Source organism: Sphingobium sp. SYK-6 (assembly GCF_000283515.1).
Lineage (GTDB): Bacteria > Pseudomonadota > Alphaproteobacteria > Sphingomonadales > Sphingomonadaceae > Sphingobium > Sphingobium lignivorans.
The window spans coordinates 349,666-368,892 of the sequence record NC_015976.1 but is presented as its reverse complement, the minus strand read 5'-3'; the positions used below and the strand labels follow the sequence as shown (position 1 = coordinate 368,892).

The 19,227-nt window shown below is 66.6% G+C and carries 19 protein-coding genes and 1 riboswitch; of the genes, 16 read left to right on the top strand and 3 right to left on the bottom strand.

Annotated features, from left to right (window positions below; all coding sequences use genetic code 11):
- Window positions 1–33 precede the first annotated feature (33 nt).
- On the bottom strand, window positions 34–585 hold the full coding sequence (locus tag SLG_RS01780; RefSeq protein ID WP_158512659.1) for a MarR family winged helix-turn-helix transcriptional regulator: 552 nt from the start codon (window positions 583–585) through the stop codon (window positions 34–36).
- Window positions 586–821: 236 nt separating this feature from the next.
- On the opposite strand from SLG_RS01780, the gene SLG_RS01775 reads away from it, so the two are divergent.
- Complete coding sequence (locus SLG_RS01775) at window positions 822–1,367, top strand: c-type cytochrome (RefSeq protein WP_014074688.1); 546 nt, start codon at window positions 822–824, stop codon at window positions 1,365–1,367.
- Between the two features lie 45 nt (window positions 1,368–1,412).
- Here SLG_RS01775 and SLG_RS01770 read toward each other — a convergent pair whose 3' ends face one another.
- Window positions 1,413–2,531, bottom strand: a complete 1,119-nt coding sequence (locus tag SLG_RS01770; protein WP_014074687.1) for an NAD(P)/FAD-dependent oxidoreductase — start codon at window positions 2,529–2,531, stop codon at window positions 1,413–1,415.
- A 103-nt stretch (window positions 2,532–2,634) separates the two neighbouring features.
- Between SLG_RS01770 and SLG_RS01765 the strand changes: the two genes are divergently transcribed.
- The 13 genes from SLG_RS01765 to thiC all read left to right on the top strand — a co-directional run bounded on the left by SLG_RS01765 (window position 2,635) and on the right by thiC (window position 16,673).
- Window positions 2,635–3,108, top strand: coding sequence for an A24 family peptidase (locus SLG_RS01765; protein WP_014074686.1), 474 nt, complete (start codon window positions 2,635–2,637; stop codon window positions 3,106–3,108).
- Window positions 3,109–3,160: 52 nt separating this feature from the next.
- Window positions 3,161–4,171 carry a Flp pilus assembly protein CpaB gene (gene cpaB / locus SLG_RS01760; RefSeq protein ID WP_014074685.1) on the top strand — a complete coding sequence of 337 codons (1,011 nt, stop codon included), beginning with the start codon at window positions 3,161–3,163 and terminating at the stop codon, window positions 4,169–4,171.
- Between the two features lie 2 nt (window positions 4,172–4,173).
- On the top strand, window positions 4,174–5,685 hold the full coding sequence (locus SLG_RS01755) for a type II and III secretion system protein family protein (protein WP_014074684.1): 1,512 nt from the start codon (window positions 4,174–4,176) through the stop codon (window positions 5,683–5,685).
- An 18-nt stretch (window positions 5,686–5,703) separates the two neighbouring features.
- Window positions 5,704–6,369: a CpaD family pilus assembly protein gene (locus SLG_RS01750; RefSeq protein ID WP_014074683.1), complete on the top strand. Its 666-nt coding sequence runs from the start codon at window positions 5,704–5,706 to the stop codon at window positions 6,367–6,369.
- Window position 6,370: 1 nt separating this feature from the next.
- On the top strand, window positions 6,371–7,675 hold the full coding sequence (locus SLG_RS01745) for a pilus assembly protein CpaE (RefSeq protein WP_014074682.1): 1,305 nt from the start codon (window positions 6,371–6,373) through the stop codon (window positions 7,673–7,675).
- Window positions 7,676–7,724: 49 nt separating this feature from the next.
- Complete coding sequence (locus SLG_RS01740) at window positions 7,725–8,720, top strand: type II secretion system F family protein (RefSeq protein ID WP_041392382.1); 996 nt, start codon at window positions 7,725–7,727, stop codon at window positions 8,718–8,720.
- A 15-nt stretch (window positions 8,721–8,735) separates the two neighbouring features.
- Window positions 8,736–9,719, top strand: a complete 984-nt coding sequence (locus SLG_RS01735; RefSeq protein WP_014074680.1) for a type II secretion system F family protein — start codon at window positions 8,736–8,738, stop codon at window positions 9,717–9,719.
- Between the two features lie 72 nt (window positions 9,720–9,791).
- Window positions 9,792–10,850 carry a mannose-1-phosphate guanylyltransferase/mannose-6-phosphate isomerase gene (locus SLG_RS01730; RefSeq protein WP_014074679.1) on the top strand — a complete coding sequence of 353 codons (1,059 nt, stop codon included), beginning with the start codon at window positions 9,792–9,794 and terminating at the stop codon, window positions 10,848–10,850.
- A 189-nt stretch (window positions 10,851–11,039) separates the two neighbouring features.
- Window positions 11,040–12,044, top strand: a complete 1,005-nt coding sequence (gene galE, locus SLG_RS01725) for a UDP-glucose 4-epimerase GalE (protein WP_014074678.1) — start codon at window positions 11,040–11,042, stop codon at window positions 12,042–12,044.
- Between the two features lie 259 nt (window positions 12,045–12,303).
- Complete coding sequence (locus SLG_RS01720) at window positions 12,304–12,990, top strand: phosphoribosylanthranilate isomerase (protein WP_014074677.1); 687 nt, start codon at window positions 12,304–12,306, stop codon at window positions 12,988–12,990.
- Between the two features lie 267 nt (window positions 12,991–13,257).
- Window positions 13,258–14,133 (top strand): MipA/OmpV family protein, encoded by an 876-nt coding sequence (locus SLG_RS01715; RefSeq protein ID WP_014074676.1) that lies wholly within the window; start codon window positions 13,258–13,260, stop codon window positions 14,131–14,133.
- Between the two features lie 57 nt (window positions 14,134–14,190).
- A riboswitch (TPP riboswitch) is annotated at window positions 14,191–14,300 on the top strand.
- A 61-nt stretch (window positions 14,301–14,361) separates the two neighbouring features.
- The gene (locus tag SLG_RS01710) at window positions 14,362–14,781 is read left to right on the top strand and encodes a DUF2065 domain-containing protein (protein WP_014074675.1); all 420 of its coding nucleotides are present in this window, start codon (window positions 14,362–14,364) and stop codon (window positions 14,779–14,781) included.
- Between the two features lie 17 nt (window positions 14,782–14,798).
- Window positions 14,799–16,673, top strand: a complete 1,875-nt coding sequence (gene thiC, locus SLG_RS01705) for a phosphomethylpyrimidine synthase ThiC (RefSeq protein ID WP_014074674.1) — start codon at window positions 14,799–14,801, stop codon at window positions 16,671–16,673.
- A 30-nt stretch (window positions 16,674–16,703) separates the two neighbouring features.
- Here thiC and SLG_RS01700 read toward each other — a convergent pair whose 3' ends face one another.
- Window positions 16,704–17,363, bottom strand: coding sequence for a DUF2726 domain-containing protein (locus tag SLG_RS01700; protein ID WP_014074673.1), 660 nt, complete (start codon window positions 17,361–17,363; stop codon window positions 16,704–16,706).
- 215 nt (window positions 17,364–17,578) lie between these two features.
- Between SLG_RS01700 and SLG_RS01695 the strand changes: the two genes are divergently transcribed.
- Together SLG_RS01695 and SLG_RS01690 are read left to right on the top strand one after the other, a co-directional pair.
- Window positions 17,579–18,718 (top strand): Fic family protein, encoded by a 1,140-nt coding sequence (locus SLG_RS01695; protein ID WP_014074672.1) that lies wholly within the window; start codon window positions 17,579–17,581, stop codon window positions 18,716–18,718.
- Between the two features lie 22 nt (window positions 18,719–18,740).
- On the top strand, window positions 18,741–19,130 hold the full coding sequence (locus SLG_RS01690; RefSeq protein WP_041391674.1) for a DUF4440 domain-containing protein: 390 nt from the start codon (window positions 18,741–18,743) through the stop codon (window positions 19,128–19,130).
- Window positions 19,131–19,227: the final 97 nt, after the last annotated feature.

The following is a 19,227-nucleotide window of genomic DNA, read 5'->3' as shown; positions in this document are numbered from 1 at the left end:
GGGCCCGTTTCGCGCGCCCGGCCGAACCGGCCTTCAGCGTTCCGCGCCCTCGCAGAGCAGTCGCATCAGCTTGTCGGTAACGCCGTTCGCCTGATCGAGTTCATCGTCGCTGAGCGCCTCCAGCACGCTGGCCCGGAAAGCATTGGCGACTTCCATGATCTCCTCGAGCGCCTTCTCGCCATCGGCGGTCAGCTCGATGAGCTTGGTGCGGCGGTCATTGGGGTCCTGCCGCCGGACCACCAGCCCGTCCGCCTCGAGCGTGTCGAGCATCCGGGTCAGCGTCGGGCCTTCGATGCCGATGCGCTTGGCGATGGAGATCTGCGCGCTCGGCTCCCTGGAGCGGGCGATGGTGGACAGCGCTTCCATGCGCGCCGTGCCGTAGCCGAGCGGGCGCAGCTGCTCGTCCAGCAGGGCCCGGTAGCGCCGGGCAATCAGGATGATCCGGTAAGTGAAGCCATATTCCCGGTCGAGCCTGGTCGTACCGTCCAGTTTCGGCATGGCGTCCGGCTCCTCCAGGAGAGTCTCACCCGTCTCGTTCAATCTCGGCCCCTTCCATCCGGTGATCGCGGCTGGTTGGCCGTTCATCGACATCTTTGCCGGTCCCTGTCAACTGCCCTCGTCACGCGGAACCGCGCGGTCGCCCGGCTTCGGGACGCTTCTCCGGGCGGTGATTGCCAGTTGACGATGTCCGCGTCCCGGCGCAGAGGATCGCCGTTTGCCGCAAGGCAACGGGAACGACAGAACAGTCAGGGAGTGATCAAGTGGGCAAGCTTCGTCGGCCAGGTCGGACCGACGCTGGACTCGCGTCCGGCGCCATCAGCATGGGACTGCTTCTCTTTCTCGCCGCCTGCGGCAGCCAGCCGGAACCGGCCGGCAATGCCGTGGCCGTGCCTGACGCCCCGGTCAGCGAAGCGCCCGACAATGTCGCTGGCGAGCCCGCGCCTGCCAATGTGACGCAGCCCGAAGCCCAGCCGACTCCGGCCGCCACCGCCACGCCGGCCGCTGCCGCTGCGCCGGCCGCACCCGAGCCCACGCCGGCTGCCCCGGTGGAGACCGCCGCTGGCGGAGACGCAGCCAATGGCGCGAAGCTCTATGCCCAGTGCAAGATCTGCCACGCGCTCGAACCGGGCAAGCACGGCCTCGGGCCCTCGCTGCATGGCGTGGTCGGGCGCAAGGCCGCGTCCCTGCCCGACTTCAATTATTCCCCGGCGATGAAGGCCAGTGGGAAGGTGTGGACCAACGCCACTCTCTCCGATTATCTGCGCGCTCCGATGAAAGTGGTGCCCGGCACCAAGATGGCATTCGCCGGCGTCGCCAACGACAAGAACCGCGCCGACATCATCGCTTATCTCGATACGCTGAAATAAGGCACGGCAGGCGGCGCCCGGCGCGCCGCCGCTGCTCTCTTCCTGTCAGGATGGGATGAGCCGTCCCGGCGCGTAGGCCGTCGCGTCGATCGATGCCACGGCGGGCGGAAGCGGCTGGCCAAGCGCCAGGGCGCCACCGATCAGGGCCGCGGCCGGCGCGGTCTGGATGCCGAAGCCGCCCTGCCCCGCGAACCAGAAGAAACCCTCCGTGCGCGGGTCGAAGCCATAGACCGGCAGCCGGTCCGGCGCGAAGCTGCGCAGGCCGGCCCATTTGTGCTCGACGGCCGCGATCCGCCAGTCGACGACCGCGCAGAAGCGGTCGATCGCGATGGCGACATCCAGTTCCTCAGGCGCCACGTCGCGCGGGACATCGGGCGTCTCGTCATGCGGGGAAAGCCAGAGCCGGCCCGCGCCTTCCGACTTGAAGTAGAAGCCGCCGCCCAGATCCGCGATCAGCGGGAAATGCGCCGGCGCCTCGGGACAGCGAAGCTGCACGACCGTGCGGCGATAGGGCTTGATGGCCAGTGGCCCCAGCCCGGCGCGCCGGGCGACATCGTCCGCCCATGCCCCCGCCGCGTTGACGATCATGCCGCAGGCGATGGTTCCGCTGCTCGTCTCGACCTGCCATCCCGGCCCTTCCCGGCGCGCGGCCGCAAAGGCGGTCGAGAGCTGCACGCGGGTGCCCGCGCGAATCGCCGCGCGGCGATAGGCGCCGAGCAGGCCGGCTGCGTCGATGTCCCGGCAGGAGGGCTCGGCGACGCCCACGACCCAGGGCTCGCGCAGGCCCGGCAGGGCCCGGAGCATGGCGGCCCGGTCGACCCGCTCGAACGTCACGCCGCTCCCGGCGAAGGCCGCCAGCATGCCCTCTGCGAGCCCGTCATCATCGGCCTTGCCGATGTGAATGGCGCTGCGCGGCCCCAGGAAGGACGTCTCGGAAAAGGCCGGGTCCGGCGCGCGCAGCAGCGGGCCGCTGGCGCTGGTGAGCGGCTGTACGCCCGGCCCGCCATAGCTCTCTTCCCAGAAGGCCACCGAGCGCCCGGAAGCGTGATAGCCCGGCTGCGACTCCTGCTCGATCAGGATGACCCCGGCATGCGGCGCGAGAGTCGCGGCCATGCTGAACCCGGCCATGCCCCCGCCGACGATGAGGATGTCGGTCGTCAGCATGCGGACAGGACCGCGGGATCGGACGAGAGCGGGGAGAGCGAGGGGGCGGGCATGGGGGGCTGGTTACGATTTGGTAAGGCGCAACGTCTAGGCATAATCCGGTATGTTGGGGGTGTGGGCTTCTTCTTTGCTGAGCGCGGCTCTGGCGCTGCTCCTGCTGTGGGGCGCGGCGACGGACCTGCGCAGCCGCATCATCTCCAATCGCCTCAATCTCGGCATCGCGCTGCTGGCGCCTCTCTGGTGGTGGGCCAATGGCCTTGCGCTCTATCCGGACGTGGTCCTCCAGATCGCTCTGGCGCTGACGGTCTTCGTGCTCTTCGCCGTCCTGTTCTCGCTCGGGATGATGGGCGGCGGCGACGTGAAGATGCTCGCCGCGATCGCGCTGTGGCTGCCGCTTCAGGCCATGTCTCTGCTCATCGTGGTGATGGCGCTGATCGGCGGCGTGGTGACGCTCGCGACGGTCGTCCATCACCGGATGAGCCGCAGGATCGGCCGGCCGGAAATCCCCTATGGCGTCGCCATCGCGCTCGCCGGGCTGTGGGTAATGGGCGAACGCTATCTTAACCCTTTGACTTAATAATGAATGCGACCGGGACTCGTGGTCCCATCGATCGGAGGCGGTTGTCTACATGGAACCCAGGAAGATCGCGCTGCTGGCGGGTGCCCTCATCATTGCGGTGACGACGGCATTCCTCGCACGCTCCATGTTCAGCGGCGGAGGCGGCGGCGGTGCGCCCAGCGCGACGGCGGCCGCAATGCCCAATCCTGCTGACATGCCCCATGTGCTGGTCGCGACCAAGTCGCTGCCCGTCGGCACGATCATGGGGCCGGATGCCTATCGCTACCAGCCCTGGCCCAAGGAGCTGGTCGAGGAAGCCTATTTCATCCAGGGCAAGGCCGACGAGGCGAAGCTGGCCGGCGCCGTGGTGCGCACGGCGATCGCCGCGGGCCAGCCCGTCACGCAGGGCTCGCTCATCAAGGCCGGCGACCGCGGCTTCCTCGCCGCCGCGCTCGGGCCGGGCATGCGTGCCGTGACCGTGCCGGTTTCCGTGCAGAGCAGCGTCGCGGGCTTCGTGTTCCCCGGCGACCGGGTGGATCTGATGCTCACGCAGAGCGTCGTGGGTGGCGGCGAAGGCGAGCCGCTCAAGGTCGCCGAGACGATCCTGCGCAATCTGCGCGTGCTCGCCACTGACCAGCGCACCAATGCGGTGGGCGAGGATGGCCAGCCGGTCGTCCAGACATTCTCCAACGTCACGCTCGAAGTCACCCCGCGCATGGCGGAGAAGATCAGCGTGGCGCAGACCGTCGGCGCCATCACGCTCTCGCTGCGCTCGATCGCGGACAACAATCAGGAACTTGAGGAGGCGCTCGCCTCCGGGGACATCGATGCGTCCGGCGCGGGCGACGAGAAGGGCGAGAAGGCGATGATCGCCGCACTGGCGCGCAGCCCGTCCGACCGCCGCTCGTCCTATTCCACCGGCGCGGATGTCTCGCGCTACCAGCGCAGCAGCGTGCCCGGCAAGCCCGTCGACCCCAATGCGCCGGCCGTGGTCGCCGCGGGCGGGGGCAGCGGCTCGGGGCCGGTCGTGCGCGTGGCGCGGGGCGGCAGCGTCACTACCGTCGAGGTCGGGAGCAAGTGAAGATGAGCCATGTCCTCCAGCCATCGCTGGCGCGCGTCGCGGCCGGCGCTCTCGCCGCCGCGCTCGCCATTGCGTCCAGCGCCGTGCTTGCCCCGCCGGGGCTGCTCGCCGCCGGTGCCGCGCCGCAGGAAAACGGCGCCCTGCTGCTCGCCGTGGGCGAGAGCCGGGTGGTCAACCTGCCCGACAGCCTCACCGACGTGGTGATTGCCAATCCCAATGTGCTGGACGTCCATGTGCGCTCCCAGCGCCAGATCTACCTGATCGCCAAGGCACCGGGCGAGACCAACATCTTCGTGACCTCGGGCAATGGCAAGATGCTCTATGCCAATGCGGTCCGCGTGGGCAACAACATCACCAGCATCGACCAGATGCTGCGCCTCGCCATGCCGGACGCCAATGTCCAGGTGAGCACGATGAACGGGCTGGTGCTGCTGACCGGCACGGTCGGCGCGCCGGAAGACGCAGCCGAGGTCGAGCGCCTCGTCCAGGCCTTCTCGGGCAAGGAGACCAATGTCGTCAGCCGCCTCAAGACCGCGACGCCGCTGCAGGTCAACCTGCAGGTCCGCATCGCCGAGGTGAACAAGAGCCTCTCCAAGAATATCGGCTTCAACCTCGCCACCGCCGACGCGACCGGCGGCTTCAAGTTCGGGGTCGGGCAAGGCCGGGAATTCTATCCGCAATGGACCATGGGCGGCCCGCTGCTGGTCGGCAGTAAAGTGTCGGAAGGCGCGACGGCCGTGACGCCGGGCACCAGCGGCACGTCGCTGTTCGGCGAGGGCCGGCTGTTCGGCCTCGACGTGCTCGGCGCGCTCGACCTGGCGGAAACGCAGGGGCTCGCCTCCACGCTGGCCAATCCCAACCTGACCGCGCTCTCCGGCGAGACGGCGAGCTTCCTGGCCGGTGGCGAAATTCCCATTCCGCTCTCGACGACGCTGGGTCAGGTTTCGGTCGAGTACAAGCAATATGGCGTCAGCCTTGCCTTCACGCCGACGGTCCTCGCCGACGGCCGCATCTCGATGCGCGTCCGTCCGGAGGTGTCGCAGCTCGACAATGGTTCGGCAGTGCGCCTCAACGGCTTCACCATCCCCGGCATCTCCACCCGCCGGGCGGAGACGACCGTGGAACTCGGCTCGGGCCAGAGCTTCATGATCGGCGGCCTGCTGTCCAGCTCCAGCGGCAACACCATCGAGAAGGCGCCGTTCCTCGGCGACCTGCCGATCATCGGCAACCTGTTCAAGTCGCAGGGCTATCGCCGCCAGGAGACGGAGCTGGTCATCGTCGTGACGCCGTATCTGGTGAAGCCGGTGGATGCGCGCCAGATCGTGCTGCCGACCGATGGCTATCGCAATGCCGACGACGGCCAGCGCATCCTCGGCGGCCAGATCCATGCCGGCGAGACCGGTGCCAGCCGGCCCGCGCCCAAGGCGGCGCAGCCGACCACCGTGACGCCGGACAAGGTCGGCAATGCCGCCCGGTCGAACAAGGGCCAGGCCGCGCCCGGTTTCAGCTTCTGACAAGGGAAGATACGCAGGATGGAAAAGACGAGCTTCTTCTTCAGGCCCGCCGCCCGTGCGCTGGCGCTCTGCCTTGTCATCGCGCCTGTGCTGGTGGCCACGCCGGCAACGGCCCGCAAGGCCGAGCGCGGCGTCGAATCGGCGCATCAGCCGGTGGTCGAGCGCACCGACTTCGTCTTCGACGTGACGGGCGAGAGCGACGGCACCCTGGGTTCGGCTGACCGCAGCCGCCTCAACGCCTGGTTCAGCGCGCTGCGCCTGGGCTATGGCGATCATGTCTCGCTGGCCAGCGCCGGCGGATCGCTGGCCCTGCGCGATGCCGTGGGCGAGGTCGTCGGGCGCTATGGGCTGCTGGTGGAAGGCGATGCGCCGGTCACGGCCGGGGAAGCGCCGGCAGGCGGCGTGCGCGTCGTGGTCAGCCGCTCGACGGCAAGCGTGCCGGGCTGCCCGAGCTGGCGGGACAAGGCGGAAGCCGATTTCGTCGGCGGCCTCAGCGACAATTATGGCTGCGCCGCGGCCTCCAATCTCGCCGCGATGGTGGCCGATCCGCGCGACCTCGTCGAGGGACGCGCCTCGGACATCGATCCCACCAACGGCGTGAGCGGCAAGGCGATCAAGGCCTATCAGGAAAAGGCGCCCACCGGCGCCGGCGGACTTCAGGCCATGTCGGCGGGAGGCAAGTGAGATGAACGCACCGTGGAAACCCGGCGGCCCCCATGGACGCGACCCCTTTCATGCCTATGTGTGCGACGATCACAGCCTCGATCTTATTCGCGCCGTGGTCCAGGAATTGGGCTGGCCGGTCGAGAAGGTCTACAAGGGCGGCCTGCGCAATGCCGTGCAGTCGCTCTCCATGTCGGCGAGCCCGAATGTCCTGTTCGTCGACCTCTCCGAATCCGGCGATCCGCTGAACGACATCAACAGCCTTGCGGAAGTCTGCGAGCCCGGCACCGTGGTGATCGCGAGCGGGCAAGTGAACGACGTGCGCCTGTATCGCGATCTCATCGCGAGCGGCATCCAGGACTATCTGCTCAAGCCGCTGTCCGCCGACACGCTGCGCGATGCCCTGGCCGGCGCGCACGCCGTCTTCCTGGCGCCCAAGGCCGACATCGGCGATGATCGGCCGCACGTGCTGGTCAGCGTCATCGGCACCCGGGGCGGCGTAGGCGCCTCCACGATCGCGACCTCGCTCGCTTATCTCAGCAGCGCCAAGGGCAAGAGCCCCACCGCATTGCTCGACCTCGACGTGCATTTCGGCACCGGGGCGCTCGCGATGGATCTGGAGCCCGGCCGCGGCCTTACCGACGCGGTCGAGAATCCAAGCCGCATCGACGGGCTCTTCATCGAGCGCGCCATGGTGCGGGCCAGCGAGACGCTCGCGCTCCTCTCCGCCGAGGCGCCGATCAGCCAGCCGCTCATCACGGACGGCTCTGCCTATCATCAGCTGGAGGAAGAGCTTCGCAGCGCCTTCGAATGGACATTCGTGGACCTGCCGCGCTCGATGCTGATCCAGCACCCGCATCTGGTGCACGAATCGAACGTGGTGATCGTGGTGACGGAGTTCACGCTCGCATCCGCCCGCGACACGATCCGCATCCTCTCCTGGCTCAAGTCCAATGCGCCGCAAAGCCATGTGATGGTGGTCGCCAACAAGGCGCAGCCGGGCGTGGTGGAGATCGCGCGCAAGGATTTCGAACATTCGATCGAGCGGCCGATCGACCTCGTCCTGCCCTATGATTCCAAGGTGACCGCGCAGGCCGCCAAGCTGGGCAAGACGGTCGCTGAAAGCGGCCGCGCCAGCAAGCTCGGCCAGGGTCTCGCGCAGCTCGGCAGGACGATTGCGACCAGCGGCGGTTCGGTCGATCCGGCGGACAGCAAGGGCGCCGGCAAGGCGGCCGGCGGCTCGCTCATCAGCCGCCTGCTGGAAGGCAAGCTGCCCCGGCAGGGCAAGGCAAAGGGCCCGGCCAGTGCGGACCTGGTTTCGGGGTGATGGATCGCCGCGGCGCTGACTTCGCGCCCGGTCATTGAACGGGATGATGATGGACGCACGGTTCCTCCTGCTGATCCTGCTCATGGTGGCGATGCTCGCCATGCTGTTCTTCGCCTTTTCCGGACCGTCGCCCGAGCGCGCGCGCGCGCGCCGCATGGCCGCGATCCGCGGGCGCCACACCGGCAATGACGGCAACCAGATCGAGGCGCGCATGCGCAAGGCGATCGCCTCCACCCAGCAGGAGAAGCACAAGCTCCTCACCTCGCTTGTCCCCCGGCCCGAGCAGCTCACCAAGCGGCTGGCCATGACCGGCCGGAAATGGAGGCTCAGCCAGTATATGATGGTCTGCGTCGGGCTGGCCATCACGGTCTTCGCCCTCCTGCTGCTGCGCGGCTTTTCCTTCGTGCCGGCCCTGCTGCTGGCGATGGCGACCGGCTTCGGCCTGCCGCACTGGGTGATCGGCAAGCTGATCGCGAAGCGGATCGACAAGTTCACCGCCAATTTCCCGGATGCGCTGGACCTGCTGGTGAGAGGCCTGCGCTCGGGCCTGCCGGTCAGCGAGACGATGACGGTGGTGAGCCAGGAAATTCCCGGGCCCGTGGGCGAGGAATTCAAGATGATCACCGAGCGGATCAAGATCGGCAAGTCCATGGACCAGTCGCTGCAGGAAACCGCGGCGCGGCTCGGCACGCCGGAATTCCAGTTCTTCTGCATCACGCTCAACATCCAGCGGGAAACGGGCGGCAATCTCGCCGAGACGCTGGCCAATCTCGGCTCCGTGCTGCGACAGCGCGCGCAGATGAAGCTCAAGATCCGGGCGATGTCGTCCGAATCCAAGGCCTCGGCCTATATCATCGGCGCGCTGCCTTTCCTCGTGTTCGGCCTCATCAGCTGGATCAACTTCAAATATATGACGCCCTTCTTCAACGGCGATCCCGGCGGTCTCTTCGGGCTGAGCCTCATGCAGCTCGTCGGGCTGGGCGGCATGTGCTGGATGGGCATCGGCGTGTTCATCATGTCCAAGATGATCAATTTCGAGATCTAGGGAGCTCCAGGGACCATGTCATCCACCGGCGCCACCCTGATGGGACTGACCGCAGCCGATGTCGGCACGCTGCTCGCGGCGCTGGCGACACTCGCCGTGCTGGTCGCGCTTTATGCCGCCTCGACAGTGCGCAACCCGATGAACCGGCGCGTGAAGGCGCTCAACGACCGGCGCGAGCAACTGAAGGCGGGCATCACTGCCTCGACCGGCAAGCGGCGCGCGAAGATCGTTCACCAGAACGACACGACGGACCGGATGCGGACCTTCCTGTCGTCGCTCAAGGTGCTGCAGGACGACCAGCTCAAGGTGGCGCAAGTGAAGCTGGCGCAGGCCGGCATCCGCTCCAAGGACTGGGCCATCGCCATCATCTTCGGCCGGCTCGTGCTGCCGATCGTGGTGGGCGGCATGGCGGCCCTGCTCATCTACGGGGTCGATCTCTGGCCGCACTGGGGCGCCATGAAGAAGTTCGGCATGTTCGCGGGCGCGCTGCTCCTGAGCTACAAGGCGCCGGACCTTTATGTCGACAATATGGTCACCAAGCGCTCGCAGGCGATCCGCAAGGGCATACCCGATGCGCTGGACCTGCTCGTCATCTGCGCCGAGGCGGGGCTGACCGTGGACGCCGCTTTCGCGCGCGTCGCGCGGGAGCTGGGCGCGGCCTATCCCGAGCTGGGCGAGGAGTTCCAGCTCACCGCCATCGAGCTCTCCTTCCTCACCGAGCGGCGCATGGCCTTCGAGAATCTGGCGACGCGCGTGAAGCTGGATGCGCTCAAGGGCGTGGTGACGACCATGATCCAGACCGAGAAATACGGCACGCCGCTGGCCTCCGCGCTGCGAATCCTCTCGGCCGAGTTCCGCCACGAGCGCATGATGCGCGCCGAGGAGAAAGCCGCGCGCCTGCCGGCGATCATGACTGTGCCGCTCATCCTCTTCATCCTGCCGACACTGTTCGTGGTCATTCTGGGTCCGGCTGCCTGTTCGATCAGCGAAGCCTTCTGACGGGGCTTGCGATGCGACCGGGCCTGCGCCACTAGGCCACGAGAATTCCAGACGCCCGGAGGAGCGACAGCCTTGCCCAAGATCCAGCCCGTCACGCCCGTGATCCTCTCCGGCGGCTCGGGCACCCGGCTCTGGCCGGTCAGCCGGACCGCCCAGCCCAAGCAGTTCATCGGGCTCACCGCGCCGCAGACGATGTTCGAGCTGACGCTGGCGCGCGTTGCCGGGCTGGCCGATGCACAGACGCCGCTCGTCGTGGCGAACGCGGCCCATGCCGACATCATCCGCGCCCAGGGCGGGCCGGACATCACCGTCATTCTGGAGCCCTGCGCGCGCAATACCGCGCCGGCCATCGCACTTGCGGCAATGGCCCTGGAGGAACAGGACAGCGCCATGCTGGTGATGCCGAGCGATCACGTCATCACCGATGTCGCGGCTTTCCATGCCGCGATCGAGCGGGCACGGCCGCTGGTCGCCGAGGGCTGGCTCGTCACCTTTGGCATCGAGCCGGATGCGCCCGAGACGGGCTTCGGGTACATCGCACTGGGCGAGGAGCTGGCTGAAGGCGTACGCAAGGTCTCCCGCTTCATCGAGAAACCGCCGCTGGACCGGGCCAAGACGATGCTCGCGCAGGGCGGCCATGTCTGGAATGCCGGCATCTTCCTGTTCAGCGCCCGCGCCTTCCTCGATGCGCTCGCGATCTATCAGCCCAACATGCTCGCGGCGGCCCGCCAGTCCATGGCGGAAGCCGAGCGGGACGGGAAGGTGATCCGCCCCTCCGAAGCGGCATTCGCGCTCTGCGCGTCCGATTCGATCGATTATGCCGTCATGGAGCGGGGCGAGAAGGTCGCCTGCGTACCGGTCGCCATGGGCTGGTCCGACGTGGGAAGCTGGGATGCGTTGTATGACCTCGCGGATCGCGATGCCGACGGCAATGCCGTACAGGGCGCCGCGCAGGCGATCGAGGCCAATGGATGCCTGATCCGCAGCGACGGCCCGCATGTGACCGTGGTCGGCGGGCAGAATCTCATCGTCATCGCGACCGGAGACGAGATCCTGATCCTGCCGCGGGGCCGCTCACAGGAAGTGCGCAAGGCCGTGGCGGCAATGAAGCAGCGGAAGGGCGAGACATGACCGGCGGGCGGAACGGAAACGGCATGAACCGGCCGCACTGGCTGGCTGCGCTTTCGATCCTGCTGTTCGTGATGGTCATCGTGCCGCTGATCGCGCGCTTCTATTGAACGGGGTTGACCGGGGAAGGCAGGCCCTTCCGCGGAGACATGCGCCATGCCAGTGCACCGGCGCCATTGCGAGGGAGTTTCCATGACCGACAAGCCCACCATCCTGGTCACCGGCGGCGCCGGCTATATCGGCAGCCATGCCGTTCTGGCGCTGGTCGACGGCGGCTGGCCGGTGGTCGTGGTGGACAATCTCACCACGGGCTTCCGCTGGGCCGTCCATGAGAAGGCCGCCTTCGTCGAAGGCGATGTCGGCGACGTGGCGTTCATGGAGGATGTCCTGCGCACCCATGGCGTGCGAGGCATCATGCATTTCGCGGGCTCGATCATCGTACCCGAATCCGTCGAGAATCCGCTCAAATATTATCGCAACAACACGGCCAACAGCCGCGCGCTGATCGAGGCGGCGGTGAACGCGGGCGTGCCCCATTTCATCTTCTCCTCCACCGCAGCGACCTATGGCGTGCCGGAGGAAAGCCCGGTGCGCGAGGACAGCCCGAAACAGCCGATCAATCCCTATGGCATGTCCAAGCTGATGACCGAGATCATGCTGGGGGACGTGGCGGCGGCCCATCCGCTCAATTTCTGCGCGCTGCGCTATTTCAACGTGGCGGGCGCGGATCCGCAAGGGCGCTCGGGCCAGTCCACGGCCGGCGCCACGCATCTCATCAAGGTCGCGGTGGAGGCAGCGCTGGGCAAGCGCAGCCATGTCGGCGTGTTCGGCACCGATTACCCGACGCCGGACGGGACGGGCGTGCGCGACTATATCCATGTCAGCGATCTCGCCGCCGCGCATGTGCTCGCGCTGGAAGCGCTGATGGCCGAGCCGGCGCGCAACCTCACCATGAATTGCGGCTATGGCCGGGGCTTCTCGGTGCTCGAAGTGCTCGACGCCGTGGACCGCGTCACCAACATGAAGGTCGAGCGCCGGATCGAGGGGCGCCGGGCAGGCGATCCGCCGGCCCTCATTTCCGACAACAGCCGGATCAAGGCGACACTGCCCTGGGTGCCCGCTTATGCGGACCTGCCGGTCATCGTCGAACATGCCCTCGCGTGGGAGCGCAAGCTGAGCGCGATCCGCGGCAGCTGATCGCGGCTCGCGGGACGAGCGATAGATGCGATAGAAGCGATAGAAGCGGGGGCACGTCCGAAGGTCCGCCGCGAGCCATGCGCCCTTGCGCGCGGACGGCCAGGTGGCGAGGATGAGACGGCCTTGTGGCCTCTTTCGCCGGCATTCTGCAGCAAACCGGGCCCGGTTCGGATAGTCGTTAGCACGGCGGGCAAGATACTGTTCGTCTGCGGGAAAGTGACAGATTGCCGCCGCTTTGCCGTCGCGATATTCCTTCCTCATGAGGACGCGGATCAAAGTGTGCTGCATCGCTTCGCCTGGTGAGGCAAGCATCGCAATCGAAGGGGGTGCCGACGCGCTGGGACTGGTGGCGCGTATGCCTTCCGGGCCAGGTCCTATCGCTGACGCCCTGATCGCCGAGATAACGGCGCTCGTTCCGCCACCTGTCGCCACCTTCCTGCTGACATCCGAGACGACCGCCGAAGCGATCTCCGCTCATATACGAGCCACCAACCCGTCCACGGTTCAGGTTGTTTCGCACATCGATCCGGCGGAATCCGAGAAGCTGGCGGCGCTGGAACCGCATGTGCGTCGTGTTCAGGTCATCCATGTTGAAGGGCCGGAAGCTCTTGATCTGATCCCGGTCTATGCGCCGCATGTCCATGCTTTCCTGCTGGATTCGGGTCGGCCGAACGCCCCGGTCGCGGAGCTTGGCGGAACCGGTCGCGCCCACGATTGGGCAATAAGTGCGGCCTTCGTTCGAGCGACGCAGAGGCCGGTCTTCCTGGCGGGCGGCTTGTCCGCCGCGAACGTGGCTGACGCAATCAGGCAGGTTCGACCCTATGGGCTGGACCTGTGTTCCGGGGTGCGGACTGCCGGCCAGCTTGATCCCGGGAAGCTGGCAGCATTCGTGCTGGCCGTGGAGCAGACCGACGCTGAATTGGAATCCACCACCCTGGTCGCCTGACGCAACCTCCTCTCCATTCTCGCTGCCCCCCGGGGGCAGGACACCCCGAACGTCGCGGCGGCCGGTCCGGACCCGAGGAGACAGCGGGATCGCTGCCTCTTTCCCGTCATCCAGTTGATGAGGTAGGCAGGAAGCCTCGTGGCCTCCATTCAGATTGCGTCCCGCGATGCCCCCCGAAATCGGGCGTCGCACGAGCATCGAACATGGAGCGGGAGCCAAGTGCCGGCTACTGCGTTGATGGCATCAGCCCCATGCCGGAGTTTCAACTTGCGCCTCTTCCATGTCCTGCCCGCCCTGCTCGCTGCTCTCGCCGCTCATTCCTTCCCCGCTTTCGCCCAGACCACGGACGCCGCAGAGGCAGCCGAGGAGCGTGCGGCCGCCCGGGCCCGTGCGGGGGACCGGCTCACAGTCGGCCTCGGCGGCGCGCTGATCCCGGAATATGAGGGGGCGAGCGGATCGAGCCTCGTGCCGGTGCCCGGCGCGGTCGGCAAGGTCGGCGGGCTCAATTTTCTCTATGTCGGCAATCGCCTCAGCCTCGATCTCATCAACGATGGCGGATCGCGCTGGGATTTCCAGCTCGGTCCGGTCGCCACGGTCGGCTTCAATCGCGCGAGCGTGAAGAATATCGATGACGAGCGCATCCGCGCGCTCGGCAAGGTCGGCCATTCGGTCGAGCTGGGCGGCTTCGCGGGCATCGGCCGCTGGGGCCTCATCACCAGCAATTATGACCGGCTCTCGGCCACCGTCACTGTCCGCAAGGACGTCGCGGGCGCGCATGGCGGCACGATCATCACGCCCTCGCTGAGCTACATGACGCCGCTCAGCACGAAGAGCCTCGTCATCCTCGCCGCCTCGGCCAATCATGTGGACGACGATTATGCGCGCACCTTCTTCTCCATCACGCCGGAGCAGAGCGCCGCGAGCACCCTGCCCGTCCACAGCGCGGGCAGCGGCTGGAAGGACTGGACGCTCGCCGCAGCAGGCAATGTCTCGCTGACCGGCGATCTCTCCGGCGGCCTCTCGCTGGTCGGCGGTCTCGCTTATACCCGCCTGCTTGGCGACATTGCGGACAGCCCGGTCGTGCGCATCGCCGGATCGCGCGACCAGTGGATGGCGGGTCTGGGGCTGGCCTACACCTTCTGAGCGATCCCGGGTCGGCCCGTTTACGGCTTGGCCCCGCCTGCAAAGCAGGATAACATGGGCCCTTCCCCGGGGAGCCTGCTGACTGGCTGAGAGGGATGGGTAGCGCCATCCGACCCGTCGAACCTGAACCGGCTCGTACCGGCGGAGGGAGTGGACCGCGCCGGATCACCGGTCATCCCTTCCTTCCCCGCCCGCGATCCGGCCGAGCGAGAGGCAAGGAGGCGGACAATGACCACGGCGACCAGCCTGACCCTGCACCTGGCGCAGGCAATCGGCCTCTACATGATCGTGGCGGGCCTCTCCGGCCTTGCGGCGCCGCAGCGCTGGCAGGCGATGCTGGACGATCTCGCCCGCTCCGCGGGACTGCAGATGGTCATGGGCTTCACTGTCTTCGCCATTGGCGCGGCGCTGGCGATCGCTCACAGCATCCTTGTCGATCCGCTGGCGATCATCGTCACGGTGATCGGCTGGCTGGCGCTGCTGGAAGGCGCGCTGCTCATCGCCACGCCCGGCCCGCTCATCCGCATCGGCCAGGCGTCGCTGCGCTTCACCCGCCACTGGGCCTTCGCGAGTATCGCGCTGGGCCTCTTCCTCGCGCTTGCCGGGCTCACGGGCCGGGCGGACGCTGCGCAATCCGTTTTCGTCTGAAGAAAGGCATTTCCCGCATGGCAGACATTCCCGCCAAGACCGAGATCGGCGTCACCACCGGCCCCATCCGCGGCAGCCGCAAGATCCATGTCGCGGCGAAGTCCGGCAGCGGCATCCGCGTGGCGATGCGCGAAATCCACCTCGAGCCTTCGTCCGGCGAGCCGCCGATCCGTGTCTATGACACCAGCGGCCCCTATACCGATCCGGCGGCGAACATCGACATCATGGCCGGCCTGCCCGCCCTGCGCCGCGACTGGATTCTCGGCCGGGGCGACGTCGAGGCCTATGACGGCCGCGCGGTGAAGCCGGAGGACAATGGCCAGCTCGGCCCCGACCGGTCCGGCGGCGTGCGCCCCTTCCCCAATGTGGTCCAGCGCCCCCTGCGCGCGAAGCCGGGCGCGAACGTCTCCCAGATGCATTATGCCCGCCGCGGCATCATCACGCCGGAGATGGAATATGTCGCCGAGCGCGAGAATCTCGGCCGCGAGCGCCTCGCCGAATATGTGCGTGACGGGCAGGACTGGGGCGCCGAGATCCCCGATTACGTCACCCCCGAGTTCGTGCGGGACGAAGTGGCGCGCGGCCGCGCGATCATCCCCAGCAACATCAACCACCCCGAATCCGAGCCGATGGCGATCGGCCGCAATTTCCTGGTGAAGATCAACGCGAACATCGGCAACTCGGCCGTGGCCAGCGACGTCGCCAACGAAGTCGACAAGATGGTCTGGTCGATCCGCTGGGGCGCGGACACGGTGATGGACCTCTCCACCGGCCGCAACATCCATGACACGCGCGAGTGGATCATCCGCAATTCCCCCGTCCCCATCGGCACCGTTCCCATCTACCAGGCGCTGGAGAAGGTCGGCGGCATCGCCGAGGAGCTGAGCTGGGAAATCTTCCGCGATACGCTCATCGAGCAGGCCGAGCAGGGCGTCGACTATTTCACCATCCACGCCGGCGTGCGCCTGCCCTACATCCCGCTGACCGCCAAGCGCGTCACCGGCATCGTCTCGCGCGGCGGCTCGATCATGGCGAAATGGTGCCTCGCGCACCACAAGGAGAGCTTCCTCTACGAGCATTTCGACGAGATCACCGAGATCATGAAGGCCTATGACATCGCCTATTCGCTGGGCGACGGCCTGCGCCCCGGCGCCATTGCCGACGCGAATGACGAGGCCCAGTTCGCCGAGCTCTACACGCTGGGCGAGCTGACCAAGCGCGCCTGGGAGCAGGACGTGCAGGTGATGATCGAGGGCCCGGGCCATGTGCCCATGCACAAGATCAAGCAGAATATGGACAAGCAGCTCGAAGCCTGCGGCGAGGCGCCCTTCTACACATTGGGCCCGCTCACCACGGACATCGCGCCGGGCTATGACCACATCACCAGCGGCATCGGCGCCGCGATGATCGGCTGGTACGGCACGGCGATGCTCTGCTACGTCACGCCCAAGGAGCATCTCGGCCTGCCCGACCGGGACGACGTGAAAGTCGGCGTCGTCACCTACAAGCTCGCCGCCCACGCCGCCGACCTCGCCAAGGGCCACCCGGCGGCGAAGGTCCGCGACGACGCGCTGTCCCGCGCAAGGTTCGAGTTCCGCTGGCGCGACCAGTTCAACCTCAGCCTCGATCCCGACACGGCGGAGCAGTATCACGACCAGACCCTGCCCGCCGAAGGCGCCAAGACCGCGCATTTTTGCTCCATGTGCGGGCCCAAATTCTGCTCGATGAAGATCACGCAGGAAGTGCGGGAGTTTGCGGCGAAGCAGAATCAGGAGAGCACCGGGTTCATCGCTGCGGAGGAAGCCGAGGCCGGGATGGCGGAGATGGCGCAACGCTACAACGAGGGCGGGCGCGAACTATACATCGGCGCCGGCGACCGCGAGCACGACTGACGCTCACCGCAGGTCGCGCGGGAAGGAGGCTCAGCTCGCCTTCTCGCGCAACTTGCGGATGGTTGCACCGAGTTCCGCCGGCGTGTCGCCGCTGGCGATCTCCACATAGCCGATGCCTGCACGGCGGAGCGCCTCCCGCTTCACGGCGTCGCGCGCTGCCGCGCTGCCTTGATGATGACCCGTCCCCTGAAACTCGATGGCGTGCAGTGGCCGGGAGGCCGCGTCGACAAGCAGAAAGTCGACCCGTTTTGAATTGATAGCCAGAAAGGCCTCGCGGTCCTCGCTCGCCAGAATCTCGCCGAGCGAGACCTGCGCCATTGCTCGCCAATCCGGCGCTTCACGCGCCAGCGTCCGGTCAAGATGGGCAAGCAGACGTTGCTCCGGCTTGTTAAGCAGCGGCCTTGCGCGAAATTGTGCGCCCAGAACGATACGCAGCTGATCGGATGCGTCCGGGAACCGTCGAGCAGAAGGCGCTCCCTTGAGGGCCGCAATCTCGGCGCCGAGCGCACCGTTGCCGGAATTTCGGGTCCTGAACTTGCTCCTGTTCTTGGTCTGCCACCAAGCCTTGCGCCCAGTCTTGTTGGCCTTTTCGGCAAGCCGCTCCGTCAGCATGCCCAGTCCCGCACCGACGGCCAGAACGGCCAGCAGCAGCCAGGGCTTGTCGATCAAGGCGATGATCTCGTACGGCATCGAAGGCTCCGAAATACCGAGACCTGCACCGTTTGGACAGGCTGCCGGAGCCTAAGCTGGAAAATGATAGTGACGGGTTAATGCATTTATGCACTCTGATCCGGTCCATCCAGACAGAGGATGTGGACGCCTCTCTTTAAAGGTGTCACCCGGAGCACCGCCCTTTCAGAAAGACGTGTTAATATATTCCCGTTTCTTTAACACATTTTTTTGATATGTTCGTTCTGCGCGAACCCCTCAAACATGACCAGGATGATATGGCGCTCAAGCCCACCTATGCTATCCCAGCCCTGCCGCCTTCCGGCGCCATTGAAACCCATGCCGTGCTGCGGGAAGCGGCAAGGGCCCATCGTTATCTTGCTGAGCTCAAGGGCCGGGCAGCCGCCATTCCCAATCAAGGCATATTGATCGATACGCTCTCGCTTCAGGAGGCCAAGGCGAGTTCCGAGATCGAGAATATTGTCACCACTCAGGACGAAATGTTTCAGGCCAGCCTGTTCCCGGATCATCCCGGGTCTCCGGCCGCCAAGGAAGTCGCCCTCTATCGTGATGCGTTGCGCTGCGGTTTCGACAGGCTGAGGGAGCAGCAGGGCATCCTCAGCAACAACGCTATGATCGCCATGTTCCGGGTGCTCAAGCGTACGACAGGAGGCTTCCGGAACGCGCCCGGCACGGCTCTGCTCAACGAGGCAAGCGGCCACATCGTCTATGTTCCGCCGCAGGATGGCACAGATGTCGTTCGCCAGATGACCGAGCTTGAGCGCTTCATAAACGATGACGACCAAAGCGACCTCGACCCGCTGGTGAAGATGGCTATCATCCATCATCAGTTCGAAAGCATTCACCCCTTTCCGGACGGAAACGGTCGCATCGGGCGCATCATCAATGTCCTTTATCTGACCCGTCAGGGCCTGCTCGACATTCCCATTCTCTATCTCAGCCGAGCGATCACCGCCCGAAAAGCAGACTATTATCGCCTGCTCCAAACCGTGCGCGAAACCGGTGAATGGGAAGAATGGCTGATCTACATGCTGCGTGCTGTCGGCGATACAGCCCGGGAGACGCTGGACCTGATCGAAGGCATTCGCGGCCTCATGGCCGACTACAAGAACCGCCTGAGGACGGATCATCCCCGCATCTATTCGCAGGATCTTCTGAACAACCTTTTCCGTCACCCATACACCCGAATCGAATATGTTCAGCAAGACCTGAACGTCACCAGACAGACCGCCGCTCGCTATCTCGATCAGCTTGCGGAGGCCGGGCTGTTGATCAAGCATCAGTCGGGGCGCAACAATTACTATATCAATACCCCATTGGTGGCTTTGTTCTCTGATGAGGAACGATCAATCTGATGACAACCGGGCTCGACATTCATTGACCACCCCCGCAGACCTCGCCATCCGCGCCCGCCGCGCCGCGTTCAATCGGGCCATTGCGGACGGCGACGCCGCCGCCATCGGCCCGCTTCTCGCGAGGGATTGCGTGATGGTCACGGGCACGGACAGCGCCGTCATTGCTGGGCGCGCGGCGCAGGTGAAGGTCTGGCAGCGCGAGTTTGCCGCGCAGCACCGCCTCGTCTATGTGCGCCGGTCCACTGTCATCACGGCCTCGGCTGCCGAGCCGATCGCGCTGGAACAGGGCGAATGGCGGGGCATGGCGGCGGGCACGGAGGATGTCGCCGCATCCGGCCTCTACACCGCCAAGTGGCGCGAGGTTGCCGGGCAATGGGTGATCGAGGCGGAGATTTTCCTCACGCTTGCCTGAGCCCGGCGCCTGAGTCAGGCGGCTGTCTCTGGCGGCTGGCTCTGGCGCCTCGTTCTCGCGCCAGCCCCCGGCGCCTGCCCAGCCCTGCGCGCGGTCT

Excerpts from the sequence above, each read along its gene's own strand:
- cpaB (WP_014074685.1), top strand. The coding sequence starts at position 3,161 with ATGGAACCCAGGAAGATCGCGCTGCTGGCGGGTGCCCTCATCATTGCG.
- SLG_RS01775 (WP_014074688.1), top strand. The coding sequence starts at position 822 with ATGGGACTGCTTCTCTTTCTCGCCGCCTGCGGCAGCCAGCCGGAACCG.
- SLG_RS01700 (WP_014074673.1), bottom strand. The coding sequence starts at position 17,363 with ATGCCGTACGAGATCATCGCCTTGATCGACAAGCCCTGGCTGCTGCTG.
- SLG_RS01695 (WP_014074672.1), top strand. The coding sequence starts at position 17,579 with ATGTTCGTTCTGCGCGAACCCCTCAAACATGACCAGGATGATATGGCG.
- SLG_RS01755 (WP_014074684.1), top strand. The coding sequence starts at position 4,174 with ATGAGCCATGTCCTCCAGCCATCGCTGGCGCGCGTCGCGGCCGGCGCT.
- SLG_RS01710 (WP_014074675.1), top strand. The coding sequence starts at position 14,362 with ATGACCACGGCGACCAGCCTGACCCTGCACCTGGCGCAGGCAATCGGC.
- SLG_RS01750 (WP_014074683.1), top strand. The coding sequence starts at position 5,704 with ATGGAAAAGACGAGCTTCTTCTTCAGGCCCGCCGCCCGTGCGCTGGCG.
- SLG_RS01765 (WP_014074686.1), top strand. The coding sequence starts at position 2,635 with ATGTTGGGGGTGTGGGCTTCTTCTTTGCTGAGCGCGGCTCTGGCGCTG.
- galE (WP_014074678.1), top strand. The coding sequence starts at position 11,040 with ATGACCGACAAGCCCACCATCCTGGTCACCGGCGGCGCCGGCTATATC.
- SLG_RS01740 (WP_041392382.1), top strand. The coding sequence starts at position 7,725 with ATGGACGCACGGTTCCTCCTGCTGATCCTGCTCATGGTGGCGATGCTC.
- SLG_RS01745 (WP_014074682.1), top strand. The coding sequence starts at position 6,371 with ATGAACGCACCGTGGAAACCCGGCGGCCCCCATGGACGCGACCCCTTT.
- SLG_RS01770 (WP_014074687.1), bottom strand. The coding sequence starts at position 2,531 with ATGCTGACGACCGACATCCTCATCGTCGGCGGGGGCATGGCCGGGTTC.
- SLG_RS01720 (WP_014074677.1), top strand. The coding sequence starts at position 12,304 with ATGAGGACGCGGATCAAAGTGTGCTGCATCGCTTCGCCTGGTGAGGCA.
- thiC (WP_014074674.1), top strand. The coding sequence starts at position 14,799 with ATGGCAGACATTCCCGCCAAGACCGAGATCGGCGTCACCACCGGCCCC.
- SLG_RS01780 (WP_158512659.1), bottom strand. The coding sequence starts at position 585 with ATGAACGGCCAACCAGCCGCGATCACCGGATGGAAGGGGCCGAGATTG.
- SLG_RS01735 (WP_014074680.1), top strand. The coding sequence starts at position 8,736 with ATGTCATCCACCGGCGCCACCCTGATGGGACTGACCGCAGCCGATGTC.